Genomic DNA, 15,348 nt, shown 5'->3' with positions numbered 1-15,348 from the left:
TAAAATCGTAGTTCATCTATACTTTATCATTCTTTAAATATTCTCCTAGGATATTAAAGTTCGAGGTGTATTTTAATGCTTTTCGAACAGCCTTATCGTATTTTTCGGTGCTTGGCCATTCTAAGTCGACGTAAAAATAATACTCGTTTCTTTTACCTAAAACCGGCATAGATTGTATTTTTGTTAAGCTTACATCCTGTTCTGCGAAAATATTTAGTACAGTTGCAAGTGAACCGGCTTTATGGCCAACCTGAAAACAGATTGATGCTTTGTTAATTTTCTTACCCTCATCTGTTTTGTCCTTCTTGAGTATAAGAAAACGGGTATAATTTTTCTTATTCGATTCAACACGGCGTTCCAGAATGTTCAGTTCATAAAGTTCTGCGGCTAAGTTATTTGCAATTGCCATTGTGTCGGTCAATTTTTCGTCCTGAATACGTTTTGCGCAAGCCGCAGTATCATTACTCTCCACGATTTTAATATGCGGGTAATCGTAAAAGAAATCGATGCATTGACGGATGGCGATGGGGTGAGAAGTAACCACTTTAATATCTTCAAACTTTACGCCTGGTAGCGCCATTAAGTGCAATTGGATAGGCAAATAAACTTCCCCGACTACCGAGAAACCATAATCGCGTATGAGGGTGTAGTTTGGTAATAAGCTACCAGCAATGGAGTTTTCGATAGCCATCACTACGAAGTCGGCATCATTTTTCTCTAACTTATCGCAGGTTTCTTTAAAGGAATTGCATTCTACCGTCTCAATGTTTTTACCAAAGAACTTGTAGGCTGCTTCTTCATGAAAAGATGCTTTAATACCTTGAATTGCTACTCGTTTTATCGTTTCCATTTTTGCGTAAAACAAAAAAGTCCCGGCTGTTTGCCGGGACTTTTTTATACATTTTAATATTGTTATCTATCATTTTGCATATTAGCCCCGGCTCTTACTAAAATAGTAAAAGTAACCAAAGTAATATGTGTTGAATAATTTCATTTTCGTTTTTGAATGAGCCAAATGTAATAACAAAATTTAATTTGTCAATAGGAAAGTTGAAATATTTTTAATAAAATTTAATTTTTTTTGATTTAGACTGTTTTGGAGATGGGTATGAAATGGAAGTTTAACATCATTTAAAGGCTGTCGATAATTGAGATTGTTAGGCGATTTACAGGTATGCTCCTTGTATCCCCCGCTGGCGGGGGAATTGAAGGGGTGGTGCTTGAGTTTGTAGATTTTTTATTAGATAGGAAAAATCTTCCCCCTCGCCTCCGCAAAGAGGGGGCGAGCGTGGTGCAGAATCAACCATTTCCAAAATCCGCTTTAACAAAAAAAACGGCCTGTAAAATACAGGCCGTTAATATTATCCAGTCGAACTTAGCGTTCTTTGTTTTTCATCAAAATCTTTAACGTTGTTGTTTGCCAACGCTTCCGCCTCATGCAATTCCTGCTGCATTATTTTCGCAATTTTCGTGCTTCCATCGTGGCTCCAGCCTGGAGGATTGAAAATGTATTTAACCTTATCCATAAAAGTCGGGGCTTTTTTAACATCCGCAGATAGGGCGATAAATTCATGGAAAATAATGTTAACCGGGCCGGTATCTTTTGGTTGCGTAGTCAGACCGTATTTTATTTTATCTTCTGGCAATTCAGCCTGAAAGGTACCAAACCATCTATCCCAAAGAATTAAAACCATACCCATATTTTTATCCAGGTAACGCACATTACTGGCGTGATGAACCCGGTGGTGCGATGGCGTTACGAAAACATATTCATACCATTTAGGGAAGTTGATTTTATACTGTGTATGTACAAGGTTACCATAAATCTGCGTAACCAGGTAAGCAAAAAGAATATCCATTGCCGTGAAGCCCATAAATGCCAAAGGCAAATAGAAAAACACGCGGTACAATGGTTCAAAAACAGTTGAGCGGAAACCAGTTGTTAAGTTAAAGTGCTCTGATGAATGGTGTGTAACATGCATCGCCCAGAAAAAGCGAACATAATGGCCAACCGTATGTAGAAACCAGTACAGGAAATCCTGTGCTAAAATTAAAACCAACCAATAAATCCAAACATTGGAGATTTGAAACAAACGGAATTGGTAGCAATATTCGAGCAGAAAAAAGGTAGCCGTTTTCATCCCTAAATTGATGATCACCGCTGCGATCATTAAATAGATATTGGTCCAGGTATCGCGTTTGGTGTATAGTTTTTTGTCATGCGCATAACTAAAATACATTTCAACTAAAGTTAAAACGATAACAAAGCCAAATAATCCGCCAACAGAAATATCACTTCCGGTAAATTTCATCTTATAAGCTGTTATAATAATCTAAACTGTTTCGAATGTCGGCTGTGCTTACACGGCAGTTGAAAGTACATTTGCCTGTTGTTTCTAAAAGCGAGAACAAAATATTGCCATCCTCATTCTTTTTATCGCTCTGCATCAGCTCAAAAAGGGTGTCAAAGCTTTCTTTTTTAATTTGGTATTTTGGATACAGCGATAAAATATAATCGCTGATGTCTTTTAATTCTTCTTTTGTTAAGCCACTGTTTTTGATGGATAAAGCTGCCTCGCAAATGAAGCCAATAGCGATTGCCTCGCCATGCGTTAGGGGATTTTCGTCGTTTGCCAAGGAGTAACTTTCCAAAGCATGACCAATTGTATGGCCGAAGTTTAAAATCTTACGCAGGTTTTTTTCATGTGGGTCGATGGTTACCACCTCGTTCTTAATTTCTACCGAACGATAAATATCCTCTGCCGATGGCGTTAAATAATCCGTTGATTTTAATTTTTTATAGTAAGCTTTATCGTAAATTAAACCATGTTTAATCATCTCGGCAAAACCCGATAAAAGTTCACGTTCAGGCAAAGTTTCCAAAAATTTTGTTTCAATGAAAACCATTCGCGGCAAGGTAAAAGTACCTACCATATTCTTGACGTTATCGATATCGATACCCGTTTTGCCTCCAACAGAGGCATCGACTTGTGAAAGCAGGGTAGTAGGGACGTTTATGAAATCAACACCGCGTTTATAGGTTGACGCAATAAAACCGCCCATATCAGTAATTACACCGCCACCTAAATTAATCATCAAACTTTTGCGGTCGGCCTCGAAATCTAAAAGGGTTTTCCAGATGCCGATACAGAAATCGATGTTTTTATTTTCTTCTCCCGCAGAGGTTTCGATTAAATCAAAATCAGCAAAATCATCCATCATCGATTGAAAAACCGGTAAACAGATTTCGCTGGTATGCTCATCAGCAAGGATAAAAACTTTACTATATTGATTACTTTCTAAAAGGGTTTTCAAGGCCTCTAAATTGCTTTCGAAATAAAGCGAATGGCCTGCACTTGTTAAAGTCTGCATTATATTACTTCGATTTTATCCTGTTCAAAAGTGATGATATCGCCAACCCTTACTTTATAGCGTTTGCGAAATTCCACTTCTCCGTTACATTTTACCAGGCCGTCCATCACGGCAGCCTGAGCATCACCGCCGGTACCAACTAATCCGGTGGCTTTCAACAGCTGGATTAACGGAATATATTCGCCTTCTAATTTGAATTGTATCATTTTGCTGCAAAAATACGATTATTTCGAGGTTTTACGTTCGTAGAATGGATGCTTTTTATAATTTTGCATCCATCTGACTTATTACATACTAAATGATTGACCCAATCCCCAATAAACAACCCAATTTCGATAATACAGAAGTTGCTTTTCGTCAAAAAACCAATGCAGAATTAAAAAAGGCGTATTGGCTGTTTAAAATGATTAGCAGCAACTTTTTAACTAAGGTTGGCCCGCCAATAACTAATTTCTTTTTAAATATCGGTTTACCAATTCAAGGCGCCATAAAAGCAACCATTTTCCAGCAGTTTTGTGGTGGCGAGACCATTTCCGAATGTGATAAGGCGATAGCCCAGCTGGCCAAAGGTGGGGTTGGAACCATTTTAGATTATTCTGTTGAGGGCGAGGAGGAAGAAATCGTATTCGATGAAACTTGTCAGGAAATTATCCGAACCATTCTTCGTGCCGACGGCGATGTCAATATTCCAATTACTGTTTTTAAAATTACGGGCATTGGCCGTTTTGCTTTGTTAGAAAAACTGGATACAAAACAAACTTTAACGGCCGATGAGCAGGCAGAGTTTGATAAAGTAAAACTGCGTTGTGAAATGATTTGCCGTACGGCTTATGATAAGGGCGTTCCGATCATGATTGATGCTGAGGAAACCTGGATTCAGGATACAATTGATGAATTGGCCTTAGACATGATGCGTAAATTTAACCAGGAACGCATTATCGTTTACAATACTTACCAAATGTATCGCCACGATAAATTGGCTGATATGAAGGCAGACCACCTGATTGCCAAAGCCGCTGGTTTTATTTTAGGTGTGAAAATGGTTCGTGGTGCCTACATGGAGAAGGAACGCAAACGTGCAGCTGAAATGGGTTACCCATCACCAATTCAACCCGATAAAGAATCATCGGATAGAGATTATAATGAGTCTCTGCGATATTGCGTAGACCATATTGAGGAAATTGCCATCGTTTGTGGAACACATAATGAAGAAAGCAGTCGCTTGCTGACTTATCTTCTGGATGAGAAAAAAGTAGCCCATAACCATCATCACGTATATTTCGCACAGCTTCTGGGTATGAGTGACAATCTGAGCTTTAATCTTGCCGATGCGAACTACAATGTTGCGAAGTATGTTCCATACGGGCCTATTAAAGCGGTTATGCCATATTTGTTCAGAAGGGCACAGGAAAATACATCAGTTGCCGGTCAAACAGGGAGAGAGTTGGGTTTGATTGAAAGGGAGTTGAAAAGGAGAAGGCTATAGTATACATTCTTTTCCGTGTCTTCTGTATTTCCGTGGTAAAACCTCAAAGAGGATCACAAGTTAGAGGGCTTGCAGTATTTATCCTGTAATGGACGGCGCAGAAATTAAGAGTGACTTTATGAATCATTGCCGTTGGTTTAATCAACGAATTTGAATAATTGACTAGCTTTTTTTGACCACAAAACTTTGCTTGCCACTGAGTAAATCGTAGAAAAGAATAAAGTCGCTGGCTAAGCTGTAGCCGGGGTATTGAAACGTAGCTGGTTTATTTTTCTCAAAAAAGAAATGGCCAACCCATGCAAAACCATAACCCACAACTGGCATGGCTAAGAAAAATCGCCAATCATGAAACAGAAATCCGGTAAAGAAAGCTAATAAAACCAAACCTGTACCTATAAAATGTAATATGCGAGAGGTTGTATTAACATGTTCTGATAAATAGAATGGATAAAATTCCTTAAGCGATTTAAACCTCTTTTCTGCCATAACTTACTTTACAAAATTCCGTTAGCTTTCAAAAACGATTCCAGTTGTGCCGGTTTTTCAGTCATTAAAAGCGTATTTAACCCCACTTTTTTTGCACCTTCAATATGTTGCGGACTGTCATCAATAAATAAAGTTTCGGCAGGGTTCAGGTTATTTTCTTTAAGAACCTGTTCAAAAATATTAGTATTCGGTTTGCGCAATTTCATGTGCTGCGAGAAATAAGCTTTCTCAAAGTAGTCGTCGTAATTATTCAGATCGAAGGTGGTTTGCAGGTAGTTTATTATCCAGTCGTAGTGGATTTCATTGTTGTTGCTTAACAAAAATGTACGGTATTTTTCTTTCACTTTAAGCAACAAATCATGGTTTTCCTGTATGGTGCCGATTAACAAACTATTCCATGCTTCGTCAATTTGTGCATCTGTAAGTTCTGGTTTATTTGCAGCTTTTCGAATGCCAGCCCTAAATTCAGCCGGTGAAATCGCTCCGGTTTCAAGATCATCAAATAATTGATTATGCGCCTTATGGGCGAAAAAGTTTTCAATATCGGTAATTCCTAATTTCTTAAATGAATCTTGTGCTATTCTGAAATCGATATCGAAAATTACGTTTCCGTAATCAAAAATGATGTTTTTAATATTTTGCATGGATGGCATTTTTATTAGCCACAAAGATGTTCAATAAAATTATTTTTTTAATTTAAATTCCCAAAAAAACTTAGTTTGCATTAACAAATGTTTTTCATCTTCTTTATTTCTATCAGATTTCCATCTGTCAAATGGAAGAGGAACAGCCAAAACGCATCGTCATTACTAATTTCAACTTTTTCAACGGTTCCATTAACGCCTTTTTTATTTCCAATATGATGATCTTTGTTAATTTCTAATAATGTAGATGTTGGGGTGTTCTTATCGATAAGTAACATGGCGTATTAGTAGATATTATTTTTGATTATCATTTTTAAATCGTTTATTTTCTGATTGTTATTGTTCTTCCAGTAACCAAATGAAATACGAATGTCCGGTATAAAGCATCCTCAATAACTTCTATACCTTCTACCAGTCCGGTTTTGCTGAATGTGTCGGTAACCATATCACCCTTTTTTACATCCAGCAGTTCTTCATTTGAGGTTTCACTATTCAATCTCTTCATTTTACAAAGATAATCTTCTGCAGAAAGATTGATCATGATTTTTTTGTGGATGTGCGTTCGATAACAAACAGAATGTTCGATATCGGTCAAATATTTATTTCTATAAATCGCTATACTATTGATTTTCAATATATTAATGTTGGCACTTCGCTTGTAAAGGCCTATTTAAAAAATATTAAATGGACAAACTCATTGAAGAAGAAGTTTTATCAGCGAAGAAGAAGAAAACTTACCTCATTATTTTTATAATCTTAATCACATTAGTGATCAGCATTTTGTTAATCCGTTATTATTTCAAATCCGCTTTAACGGGTGCAGATATCACCACGGCTAAAGTAGAAACCGGCATCATAGAAAATACCATCAATGCCACCGGTGAAGTACTTCCTGAATTTGAGGAGGTGTTAACAAGTCCGATAAGTGCATCTATTAAAAATGTTTTAATGGATGCCGGTAATAAAGTTAATAAAGGACAATCGGTTTTATTGCTTGATAAATCAGTTAGTCAGGCTGATTATGGAAAATTGCAGTTCCAAATGGAATCTAAAGAAAATGAGATAAGAAAGCTGAAACTGGATTTGGAAAAGAGTTTTTACGATATTAAATCTAACAACAGCATTAAACAATTACGAATCAGCAACCTGAAGGATGCAGTTGCTTCTGCAAAGCGATTACTTAAAGCAGGCGGTGGCACAAAAGAAGATGTGGAGCGTGCTGAGCTTGATTTAAAAGTTGCCGGTTTAGAAAAACTTCAGCTCGAAAACGAAATTAAAAGCAAACAGCAAACCATGAAAATCGAAATCAGGGAAGCTGAAATTGCTTTGGCAATCCAGAAAAATGAATTAAATGCTTTGAAACGTAAACTCGATTTGGCTGATGTAATTGCAACGAGGCCTGGCGTAATTACCTGGGTTAACAAGAACATTGGTTCTAGCGTACATGAAGGTGATGCTCTGGTTAAAATTGCCGATTTGAGCGGTTTTAAAGTTGCAGGCAGCATGTCTGATAACCTTTTAGATAAAATCCACACCAACATGGCGGCGGTTATTCGGATCGGCGATACCCAGCTCCGTGGTTCCGTTGTTAATATATCACCCGCTGTAAGCAACGCCACTGTATCTTTTGATATTCAGTTAAATCAAAAGGATAGCAAAGTGTTACGTCCCAATCAAAAAGTCGACGTTTTCCTGGTAACATCGACAAGAAATGGTGTTTTAAGGGTCGCCAACGGACCAGCATTTAACGGTTCCAACTCCCAAGAAATATTCGTGTTAAAAAATGGCGTCGCCGAAAAAAGGATAGTGAAAACGGGCTTAAGTAATTTCGATTATGTAGAAATTATAAGTGGGCTGAAAGCCGGAGATGAAGTCATAACGTCGGATATGGGCGATTACAAAAATTCGCAAACAGTAACCATAAGTAATTAAGATAATGAGAAAGTTATTACTTATTGGTTTAATATTGATGTTGCATCTGGCCGGTTTTGCAATTGCCAGAATAGATACCTTGAAACTCACTTTGCCTCAGGTTGTTGAAATGGCTAAGGCAAATTCTATTGCTGCGAAACAAGCCATCACGGTTAAGGAAACAAAATATTGGGAATGGAGAACTTACAAGTCCAATTACCAGCCTCAGTTAGCTTTAGAGGGGGTATTACCTGGTTACACCAAAACCTATACGCAAGTACAGCAACCCAATGGAACGATACTTTTCCAACCTGTTCATTATGACAATTCCTCACTAACTTTAAATTTTAGCCAGAGTATTGCGGCAACAGGTGGAACAGTTTATGGCACGACACAATTGCAAAGATTTGACGATTTCGATCGAAATAATGTACTTTATAATGGTATACCGTATGGAATTGGTTATACGCAGCCGATTTTGCAATTCAACAGTTTGAAATGGGATAAAAAGATAGCGCCATTAAAATACAACGAAAGCAAACAAACTTATATCGAAACCCAGGAGAAAATTTCCATAACAGTAACGGAATACTTTTTCGATTTGTTACTGGCACAGGTCAACCTCGATATTGCAGAATTAAATTATTCGAATACAAAGAGGATTCTCACGATTGCCGATACAAAATTTGAGCTTGGAAAAATTTCGAAAAATGAGATACTACAGCTTCAATTAGAGGTTTTGAATTCTCAAAAAGCTGTTGGAACCGCCAAACGCGATGTGGAAATAGCAACATTAAACCTTCGGAGTTATACAGGCATTGAAGGTGCAGACAGAATTAAATTAAATATGCCTCAGGTGGTTGCAGATATGTCTGTTGCTACAGAAAAGGTTTTAGCTGAAGCTTTTGAAAACCGTTCTGACGCTATTGGTTTTATCCGCCGATTGACTGAAGCCAAAAGAGACGTTGCAAAAGCCAGAGGGGATAATGGTTTAAAAGCCACTTTAAACGCAAATCTGGGCTTCTCAAACGCTGGTTTAACGGCCTTCGATATTTATCGTAATCCTAAAAATCAACAATCGATAGAAATTCAGCTTTCCATTCCGGTAATGGATTGGGGAAGATCTAAATCGCGGACTAAAACCGCTCAGGCAAACGAACAATTTATAACCTACGCAGTAGAACAGGACAAACAGACTTTTAAGCAGCAGATTGTAACACAGGTAACGCTTTTTAATATGATGAAAGAGCAGATTAAACTAACAAACGCAGCAGAGAAAATCGCAGCTGAAAAGTATAAGATTGCGAGTGAGCGTTATGTTTTAGGAAACCTGAGCATAACCGATTTAAGCATTGCCTTTCAGGAAAATGACAGGGCTAAGAGAGATTATGTTTCATCGCTTCGCGATTTCTGGGGTGCCTATTATCAACTTCGGTATTTATCGCTTTATGACTTTGAAAAAAATATAAAAATAACTTATTAATAAATCTTAATTACTAAATATACATTATGATACGCTTACAAAACATTGAGAAAGTTTACCGGACCGAAACGGTAGAAACGCTGGCGATAAACAGCATCAGTTTAGATATTGCAAGGGGAGAATTTCTATCCATAATGGGGCCATCAGGTTGTGGTAAAAGTACGTTGCTTAACATTATGGGCCTGCTCGATGAGCCATCTAAAGGCAATATAAAAATCGATAACCAGGACATCAGTAGTTTTTCTGATAAAAAACTGGCCAATTTCAGAAACCAAAAATTGGGTTTCATTTTTCAGAGTTACCACCTGATTAATGATTTACAGGTGCTTGATAATGTAGAATTGCCGCTTTTATATCGTACTTCATCACCAAAGGAAAGAAAAGCACTGGCAACTGAAGCATTGGAAAAAGTTGGTCTAAGTAACCGTTTGAAACACTTTCCAACACAGCTTTCCGGAGGGCAAAGGCAGCGCGTAGCCATTGCCAGGGCTATAGTGGGTAAGCCGCAAATTATTTTGGCCGATGAACCCACGGGAAACCTGGATAGTGCTATGGGAAACGAAATAATGGAAATCCTTATGAACCTGAACAAAAACGAAGGCACTACGATTGTAATGGTTACTCATGATGAAAGCATGGCGCAGAAAACCCATCGGCTGGTGCGTTTATTTGATGGTTCTCAAGTTCAATAAACTAAAATTATGCTAAAGAATTACTTTAAAATCGCTATAGCTGTATTGAAACGAAGGAAATTCTTCACCTTCATCAGCTTATTTGGTATCAGCCTTACGTTAACCATTTTAATGGTAGCCACTGCACTGGTAGATAAAATGTTTAACCCGGGCTATCCCGATTACAATCAAAATCGATCACTTTATGTAGAGCGTATAGAAATAAAAAATAGCAAGGAGGGTTGGGTGAACATGAGTAACCTGTCGTTTTATTTTTTTGAACATTATGTTTCTAAATTAAAAACGGTTTATAAAATGGCCATTTCATCTGGTCAGAAATCTTCAAATGCCTATGTAAACAATAAGAAACTGGTAATAGATTACAAATATACCAATGCAGATTATTGGAATGTTTTGGCATATAAATTTCTGGAGGGTAAAGCCTATGGAGATAAAGAAATTAAAAGTGCTGACAGGGTTACTGTTATTACAAAAAAAACCAAAGAAGCATATTTTGGAGATGAAAAATCGGTCGTTGGCCAATACATTTCTGCAGATAATATTAATTACCGTGTGATTGGTGTTGTGGATGACGTTTCGGGTTCCGCTCGCAATTTTACCGGCGGTATGTACTTGCCTTATTCACTTTCTAAAGATAGTCAGGAAACAGGCTTAATGGGCCAATATAATGCTGTGCTTTTAGCGCGTACAGAAAGTGATGTTTCAAAAATGAAGAACGAATTTGCTCAAATGATGAAAAAAGTTCCGATTCCACCAGACTTTGATAGTATATATTGCAATGCAGATGAATTTAAAACGAGCGTTACCCGGAGAATGGCGGGAAACTCGACCAGTAACGGCGTGGCAAAAGTGATTACGTTGGGTAGCATTTTCGTTTTACTTTTCCTGTTGCTGCCGACCATTAATCTGGTTAACATCAATATTACCAGAATTATGGAACGGTCTTCAGAAATTGGTGTGCGGAAAGCATTCGGTGCATCGTCCAAAACCTTGGTTTACCAGTTTATCGTAGAGAATTTAATCCTCACGTTTATTGGCGGAATCATCGGTATTTTTCTCTCCATATTGGTGATTTACCTGATTAACGAATCAGATTATGTTCCAAATTTCAATCTCTCCATGAATTTAACGGTATTATTTTTAAGCCTGCTCAACTGTGTGTTATTTGGCTTAATTTCTGGCGTTTATCCGGCCTGGAGAATGTCTAAATTAAATATTGTTAAAGCGTTAAAGGCTTAAGCCCCTATAAAAATACCATTATGTATAAGCATCTGTTTAAATTAATATGGAATAAAAGGAAACAAAATTTCCTTTTCCTAACCGAAATTCTAATTTCCTTTCTGGTTGTTTTTGCCGTTTTTTCCTACTTAACCTATTATTATAAGAATTATACAAAGCCACTTGGTTTTGATTATAACAGGGTTTGGGCAATTGGCTATGGCGGTGGCCAATTGTCTAAAAATCCTGACACTTTGAGTATCTTTTATGAAAATCTGAACAAAGCATTAAAGGCCATGCCTGAAATCGAAGAGGTTAGTTTTTCAAGTCCGAATTATCCATATTCGGATAGTTTTATGAGTGCCGGATTAAGCCAGGGCGGAAAGAAATTCAATAATATCAGTGACTTCCATGTTGGCAGGGACTATCAAAAAGTATGGAATGTTGGCTTGGTTGACGGAAGATGGTTTTCTAAGGAAGACTTAGTTAGCAAAGATAAAGGGATTATAATTAATGAGACATTTAGTAAAGAGTTGTTTGGAACAATAAAAGGGGCGGGGAAACTAATCGGCGATTTCGACAATAAAAATAAATTGAAAATAATTGGTGTAGTCAATGATTATAAGGCAAACGGCGATTTTGTGCCCGGGAATAATGTTATGTTTAGTCAGCTTGATACTGCTTATTTAAAGTATACGAGTACATTATTAATAAAAGTTAGAGAAACCGCTGATGCTACTTTTGAAAGTAAGCTTTATAAGTTTATGGCAACCATGATGCGCAGTGCAGTAGAAATTCAACATGTAGATGAAATGCGTGATGCAAGAAATAGAGAAACGATCATCCCTGTACTACTATTTATCATCGTCGCAAGTTTCCTAATAATTAATGTAGCATTAGGTTTGTTTGGGGTTCTTTGGTATAATATAAATAAACGCAGGGGCGAGATAGGTTTGCGAAGGGCAATTGGGGCAAGCGGAAATTCTGTGTCTTATCAACTTGTTATGGAGGCCATTATACTCGCCACCATGTCATTAGCTGTAGGTTGTTTTTTTGCTATTCAGTTCCCGCTATTAAATGTTTTTGATATTCCGGCAAGTGTATATATCATCGCAATATTATTATCTGTCCTTTTTATTTATGTTTTAGTTTTTATTTGTTCCTTGTATCCTGGAAAACAAGCTGCGGGTATTCATCCTGCCGTTGCATTGCATGAAGAATAACTTATCTTAACTTTGAATATGATATTAATTGTTGATGATGATTTAGCGGTAAGAACATCACTTTCACTTCTTTTACAGAGAACTGGTAAAGAGGTTGTCACATCTGATAATGCAATGCAGGCTTTCGAGGTGATTGCAACCCGAAAGCCTGAACTTGTAATTTTAGACTTAAATTTTTCTATTGATACATCAGGAACGGAAGGCTTGAGTTTACTTCAGAAAATCAGAACATTTGACAGCGTTGTTCCCGTAATTTTAATAACAGGTTGGGCAAGTATTGAGCTTGCCGTAAGGGGAATGAAGTTAGGCGCAAATGATTTTATAAACAAACCTTGGGATAATGATTATGTGCTTCAATCCGTAGAAACGCTGCTTCAACTTAAAGAGAAAAAAACAGTTCTCCGAAACAGAAAAGAACTCGATAAAAAATATAGTTTTAAACAAATAATAGGTGAAGATACGAGCCTCTTAAGTATTCTGGAAACCATCGGCCGGGTGGCCTCAACAAATGCATCTATCTTAATTACCGGCGAAAGCGGCACCGGTAAAGAATTAATTGCCGAGGCGATACATGAAAACAGCAATCGGTTAAACAAACCTTTCGTAAAGGTAAACCTAGGCGGTATTTCTTCTTCTCTGTTCGAGAGTGAAATGTTTGGTCACGTTCGTGGGGCCTTCACCGACGCGCGTTTTGATAGGATGGGTCGTTTTGAAATGGCCAATAAGGGAACGATTTTTCTTGATGAGATTGGCGATTTAGAAGCCTCAAGCCAGGTAAAATTGTTGCGTGTTTTGCAGGATAGAACTTATGAAGTTTTAGGCAGCAGCCGAACTAAAACGGTTGATACCAGAGTGGTTTGTGCTACAAATAGGAATCTGAATGAAATGGTGGCCTCAGGCTTGTTTAGAGAAGATTTGTTGTATCGCATCAATTTAATCAATATTCATTTGCCTGCGTTGAGAGAACGTCCGTCAGATATTCCACTGTTAGTTAATTTCTTTATTGATAACTTGAAAGAGATTTATGGCAGGCCAGATTTATCGGTTGCTGCCCATTCCCTGCGCTGGCTGCAACAATTGCCTTTGCCCGGCAACATTCGCCAGTTGAAAAACCTGGTTGAGCGTACCGTTTTAATCAGTACTAAAAGTGAGTTGGGAATCGATGATTTTCAATCTCAATTGAATTTGTCCCCTTTGAAAAATGATAAAGTAAAATTGCCGGGCGTTGGCACCATGACTTTAGAGCAAATGGAGGCTGAAATGGTAAAACAAGCCATGAACTTTCATAAAAATAGAATAACAAAAGCTGCTGCATCTTTAGGTATCACGCGTAACGCGTTGTACCGCCGCTTAGAAAAACATCAAATTCCGTTTAATGAAACTGAAGATTAAATATATCCTGTTTATTGTTATTCTTCATGTCATTTGTCTGGTGATGAGCTATTTTGTTTTTGAAACACATAAACTCATATTCTTGCTTGCGGAAGTTTTTATCTTAGTATCTGTAGTCATATCAATAAGTCTTTATCAGCAGTTAATTAGTCCGCTTACTTATTTAAAACAAGGTATTTCAGCTATTAAGGATAGGGATTTCAATGTTAAATTCTTATCGACAGGAAAAAAAGATGTTGATGAACTGGTTGATGTTTACAACCGTATGATTGATGAGTTACGGACAGAAAGAACCAAGCAGGAAGAACAACATTTTTTTCTTGAGAAATTGATTCAAACATCGCCAACCGGAATTATAATATTGGACTTTGATAAACAGGTTAAACAAATAAACCCGAAAGCCACAGAGATTTTAATTTCTAATCCTGATGTACTCAACCAGCAAATTCATCCAATGCCAACCGGAACATCTAAAATGCTTCGTACTGATGGATTACATACTTATAAAATTCAAAAATCAAGGTTTATTGACAGAGGTTTTGAGCGTATTTTTATAATGATGGAAGAGGTTACTGCTGAGATTTTCGCCGCTGAGAAAGGTGTGTATAGTAAGGTTATCAGAATGATGGCTCATGAGGTAAATAACACCGTTGGCCCCGTTAATTCAATTATCAATACCGCTTTAGCGCACAAAAAATTATGGCAGAATGATTCAGAAACGATGCTCAAAAATGCTATGAAAATCGCTATTGACCGGAATCAGAACCTGAATGTTTTTATGCGCAATTTTGCTGATTTAGTTAAGCTTCCTAAGGCAAACCGGAAAAATATCGATTTAAATGAACTCATTAAATCAGTTTCCGATTTAATGCATTTTCCTGCAATCGAAAGAAGTATTCAATTTAATTTGGAGTTACCTACCAGTACTTATTTCATTTCAGCGGATGCCGAGCAGATGGAACAGGCGCTAATTAATATCATAAAGAATTCTATTGAAGCAATCGAACAGCATGGACTGATAACCATAAAATTGAATCCAAATCGTCGGGAACTGTTAATCACCGATTCCGGAAGGGGCATATCCGAGGAAAATGCAGAACAATTATTCAGCCCTTTTTTCAGTACAAAAAAAGATGGGCAAGGTATTGGTTTAACGCTAGTAAGGGAAATTTTGCTCAATCACGGGTTTGAATTTTCACTAAAAAGTTATAGCACGAATCAAACAGTATTTACCATTCTATTTTAGTTTCTATTCAGATACAAAAAAGGGTTGTCATAGATAAGGTGATTTTATTCCAATTAAGAATACGAAAAAAATCTTTTAGTCTTTTTAATGTCATTTATAAAATATACCTTACAGAATGGGCGATACACTTAATTTTATACTTGGCGTTGTTTTCATCGCAGGTGGTTTTAGCGTTTTCTGTGTAATTTTTGGCGG

16 protein-coding genes are annotated in these 15,348 nt (G+C 37.2%); 8 read left to right on the top strand and 8 right to left on the bottom strand.

Translation table 11 applies throughout. The annotated features are described in order from the left end of the window. Nucleotides 1-16: 16 nt before the first annotated feature. The 4 genes from ASF92_RS06260 to ASF92_RS06245 form a co-directional block, all read right to left on the bottom strand. Nucleotides 17-850 carry a prephenate dehydratase gene (locus ASF92_RS06260; RefSeq protein ID WP_056089545.1) on the bottom strand — a complete coding sequence of 278 codons (834 nt, stop codon included), beginning with the start codon at nucleotides 848-850 and terminating at the stop codon, nucleotides 17-19. A gap of 511 nt (nucleotides 851-1,361) precedes the next feature. Then, nucleotides 1,362-2,312: a sterol desaturase family protein gene (locus tag ASF92_RS06255; RefSeq protein ID WP_056089542.1), complete on the bottom strand. Its 951-nt coding sequence runs from the start codon at nucleotides 2,310-2,312 to the stop codon at nucleotides 1,362-1,364. A 1-nt stretch (nucleotide 2,313) separates the two neighbouring features. Further along, a complete protein-coding gene (gene aroB / locus ASF92_RS06250; RefSeq protein ID WP_056089539.1) occupies nucleotides 2,314-3,372 on the bottom strand; it encodes a 3-dehydroquinate synthase in 1,059 nt (352 codons plus the stop codon). Continuing rightward, entirely contained in the window at nucleotides 3,372-3,578 is a 207-nt protein-coding gene (locus tag ASF92_RS06245; protein ID WP_056089536.1) for an RNA-binding S4 domain-containing protein, read from the bottom strand. The genes aroB and ASF92_RS06245 overlap by 1 nt, the downstream gene beginning before the upstream one ends. A 92-nt stretch (nucleotides 3,579-3,670) precedes the next feature. On the opposite strand from ASF92_RS06245, the gene ASF92_RS06240 reads away from it, so the two are divergent. Continuing rightward, nucleotides 3,671-4,858, top strand: a complete 1,188-nt coding sequence (locus ASF92_RS06240) for a proline dehydrogenase family protein (RefSeq protein ID WP_056089534.1) — start codon at nucleotides 3,671-3,673, stop codon at nucleotides 4,856-4,858. A 162-nt stretch (nucleotides 4,859-5,020) separates the two neighbouring features. On the opposite strand, the gene ASF92_RS06235 is transcribed toward ASF92_RS06240, so the two are convergent. The 4 genes from ASF92_RS06235 to ASF92_RS06220 all read right to left on the bottom strand — a co-directional run bounded on the left by ASF92_RS06235 (nucleotide 5,021) and on the right by ASF92_RS06220 (nucleotide 6,529). After that, complete coding sequence (locus ASF92_RS06235) at nucleotides 5,021-5,344, bottom strand: DUF962 domain-containing protein (RefSeq protein WP_056089533.1); 324 nt, start codon at nucleotides 5,342-5,344, stop codon at nucleotides 5,021-5,023. A gap of 8 nt (nucleotides 5,345-5,352) precedes the next feature. Beyond that, complete coding sequence (locus tag ASF92_RS06230; RefSeq protein ID WP_056089530.1) at nucleotides 5,353-5,988, bottom strand: HAD family phosphatase; 636 nt, start codon at nucleotides 5,986-5,988, stop codon at nucleotides 5,353-5,355. Nucleotides 5,989-6,068: 80 nt separating this feature from the next. Further along, a complete protein-coding gene (locus ASF92_RS06225; RefSeq protein WP_056089527.1) occupies nucleotides 6,069-6,266 on the bottom strand; it encodes a hypothetical protein in 198 nt (65 codons plus the stop codon). Nucleotides 6,267-6,310: 44 nt separating this feature from the next. Beyond that, the gene (locus tag ASF92_RS06220; protein ID WP_231729755.1) at nucleotides 6,311-6,529 is read right to left on the bottom strand and encodes a hypothetical protein; all 219 of its coding nucleotides are present in this window, start codon (nucleotides 6,527-6,529) and stop codon (nucleotides 6,311-6,313) included. A gap of 143 nt (nucleotides 6,530-6,672) precedes the next feature. Here ASF92_RS06220 and ASF92_RS06215 point away from each other — a divergent pair, with 143 nt between their 5' ends. Genes ASF92_RS06215 through ASF92_RS06185 form a run of 7 tightly spaced genes read left to right on the top strand, consistent with a single transcriptional unit; the run spans nucleotide 6,673 to nucleotide 15,153 of the window. Continuing rightward, on the top strand, nucleotides 6,673-7,920 hold the full coding sequence (locus ASF92_RS06215) for an efflux RND transporter periplasmic adaptor subunit (protein WP_056089525.1): 1,248 nt from the start codon (nucleotides 6,673-6,675) through the stop codon (nucleotides 7,918-7,920). Nucleotides 7,921-7,924: 4 nt separating this feature from the next. After that, on the top strand, nucleotides 7,925-9,382 hold the full coding sequence (locus tag ASF92_RS06210; RefSeq protein WP_056089521.1) for a TolC family protein: 1,458 nt from the start codon (nucleotides 7,925-7,927) through the stop codon (nucleotides 9,380-9,382). A gap of 26 nt (nucleotides 9,383-9,408) precedes the next feature. Further along, on the top strand, nucleotides 9,409-10,074 hold the full coding sequence (locus ASF92_RS06205; RefSeq protein ID WP_056089520.1) for an ABC transporter ATP-binding protein: 666 nt from the start codon (nucleotides 9,409-9,411) through the stop codon (nucleotides 10,072-10,074). A gap of 9 nt (nucleotides 10,075-10,083) precedes the next feature. Next, a complete protein-coding gene (locus ASF92_RS06200) occupies nucleotides 10,084-11,313 on the top strand; it encodes an ABC transporter permease (protein ID WP_056089518.1) in 1,230 nt (409 codons plus the stop codon). Between the two features lie 20 nt (nucleotides 11,314-11,333). Then, nucleotides 11,334-12,515 carry an ABC transporter permease gene (locus ASF92_RS06195; RefSeq protein ID WP_056089513.1) on the top strand — a complete coding sequence of 394 codons (1,182 nt, stop codon included), beginning with the start codon at nucleotides 11,334-11,336 and terminating at the stop codon, nucleotides 12,513-12,515. Nucleotides 12,516-12,533: 18 nt separating this feature from the next. After that, nucleotides 12,534-13,907: a sigma-54 dependent transcriptional regulator gene (locus ASF92_RS06190; RefSeq protein WP_056089511.1), complete on the top strand. Its 1,374-nt coding sequence runs from the start codon at nucleotides 12,534-12,536 to the stop codon at nucleotides 13,905-13,907. Further along, nucleotides 13,891-15,153 carry a PAS domain-containing sensor histidine kinase gene (locus tag ASF92_RS06185; RefSeq protein ID WP_056089509.1) on the top strand — a complete coding sequence of 421 codons (1,263 nt, stop codon included), beginning with the start codon at nucleotides 13,891-13,893 and terminating at the stop codon, nucleotides 15,151-15,153. The genes ASF92_RS06190 and ASF92_RS06185 overlap by 17 nt, the downstream gene beginning before the upstream one ends. Nucleotides 15,154-15,348 lie beyond the last annotated feature (195 nt).

The sequence above is a fragment of the Pedobacter sp. Leaf176 genome, from assembly GCF_001424305.1.
In the GTDB taxonomy this organism is placed as follows: Bacteria; Bacteroidota; Bacteroidia; order Sphingobacteriales; family Sphingobacteriaceae; genus Pedobacter.
The sequence above is the reverse complement of the archived record's forward strand: the minus strand, read 5'-3'. Positions and strand labels throughout refer to the sequence as shown.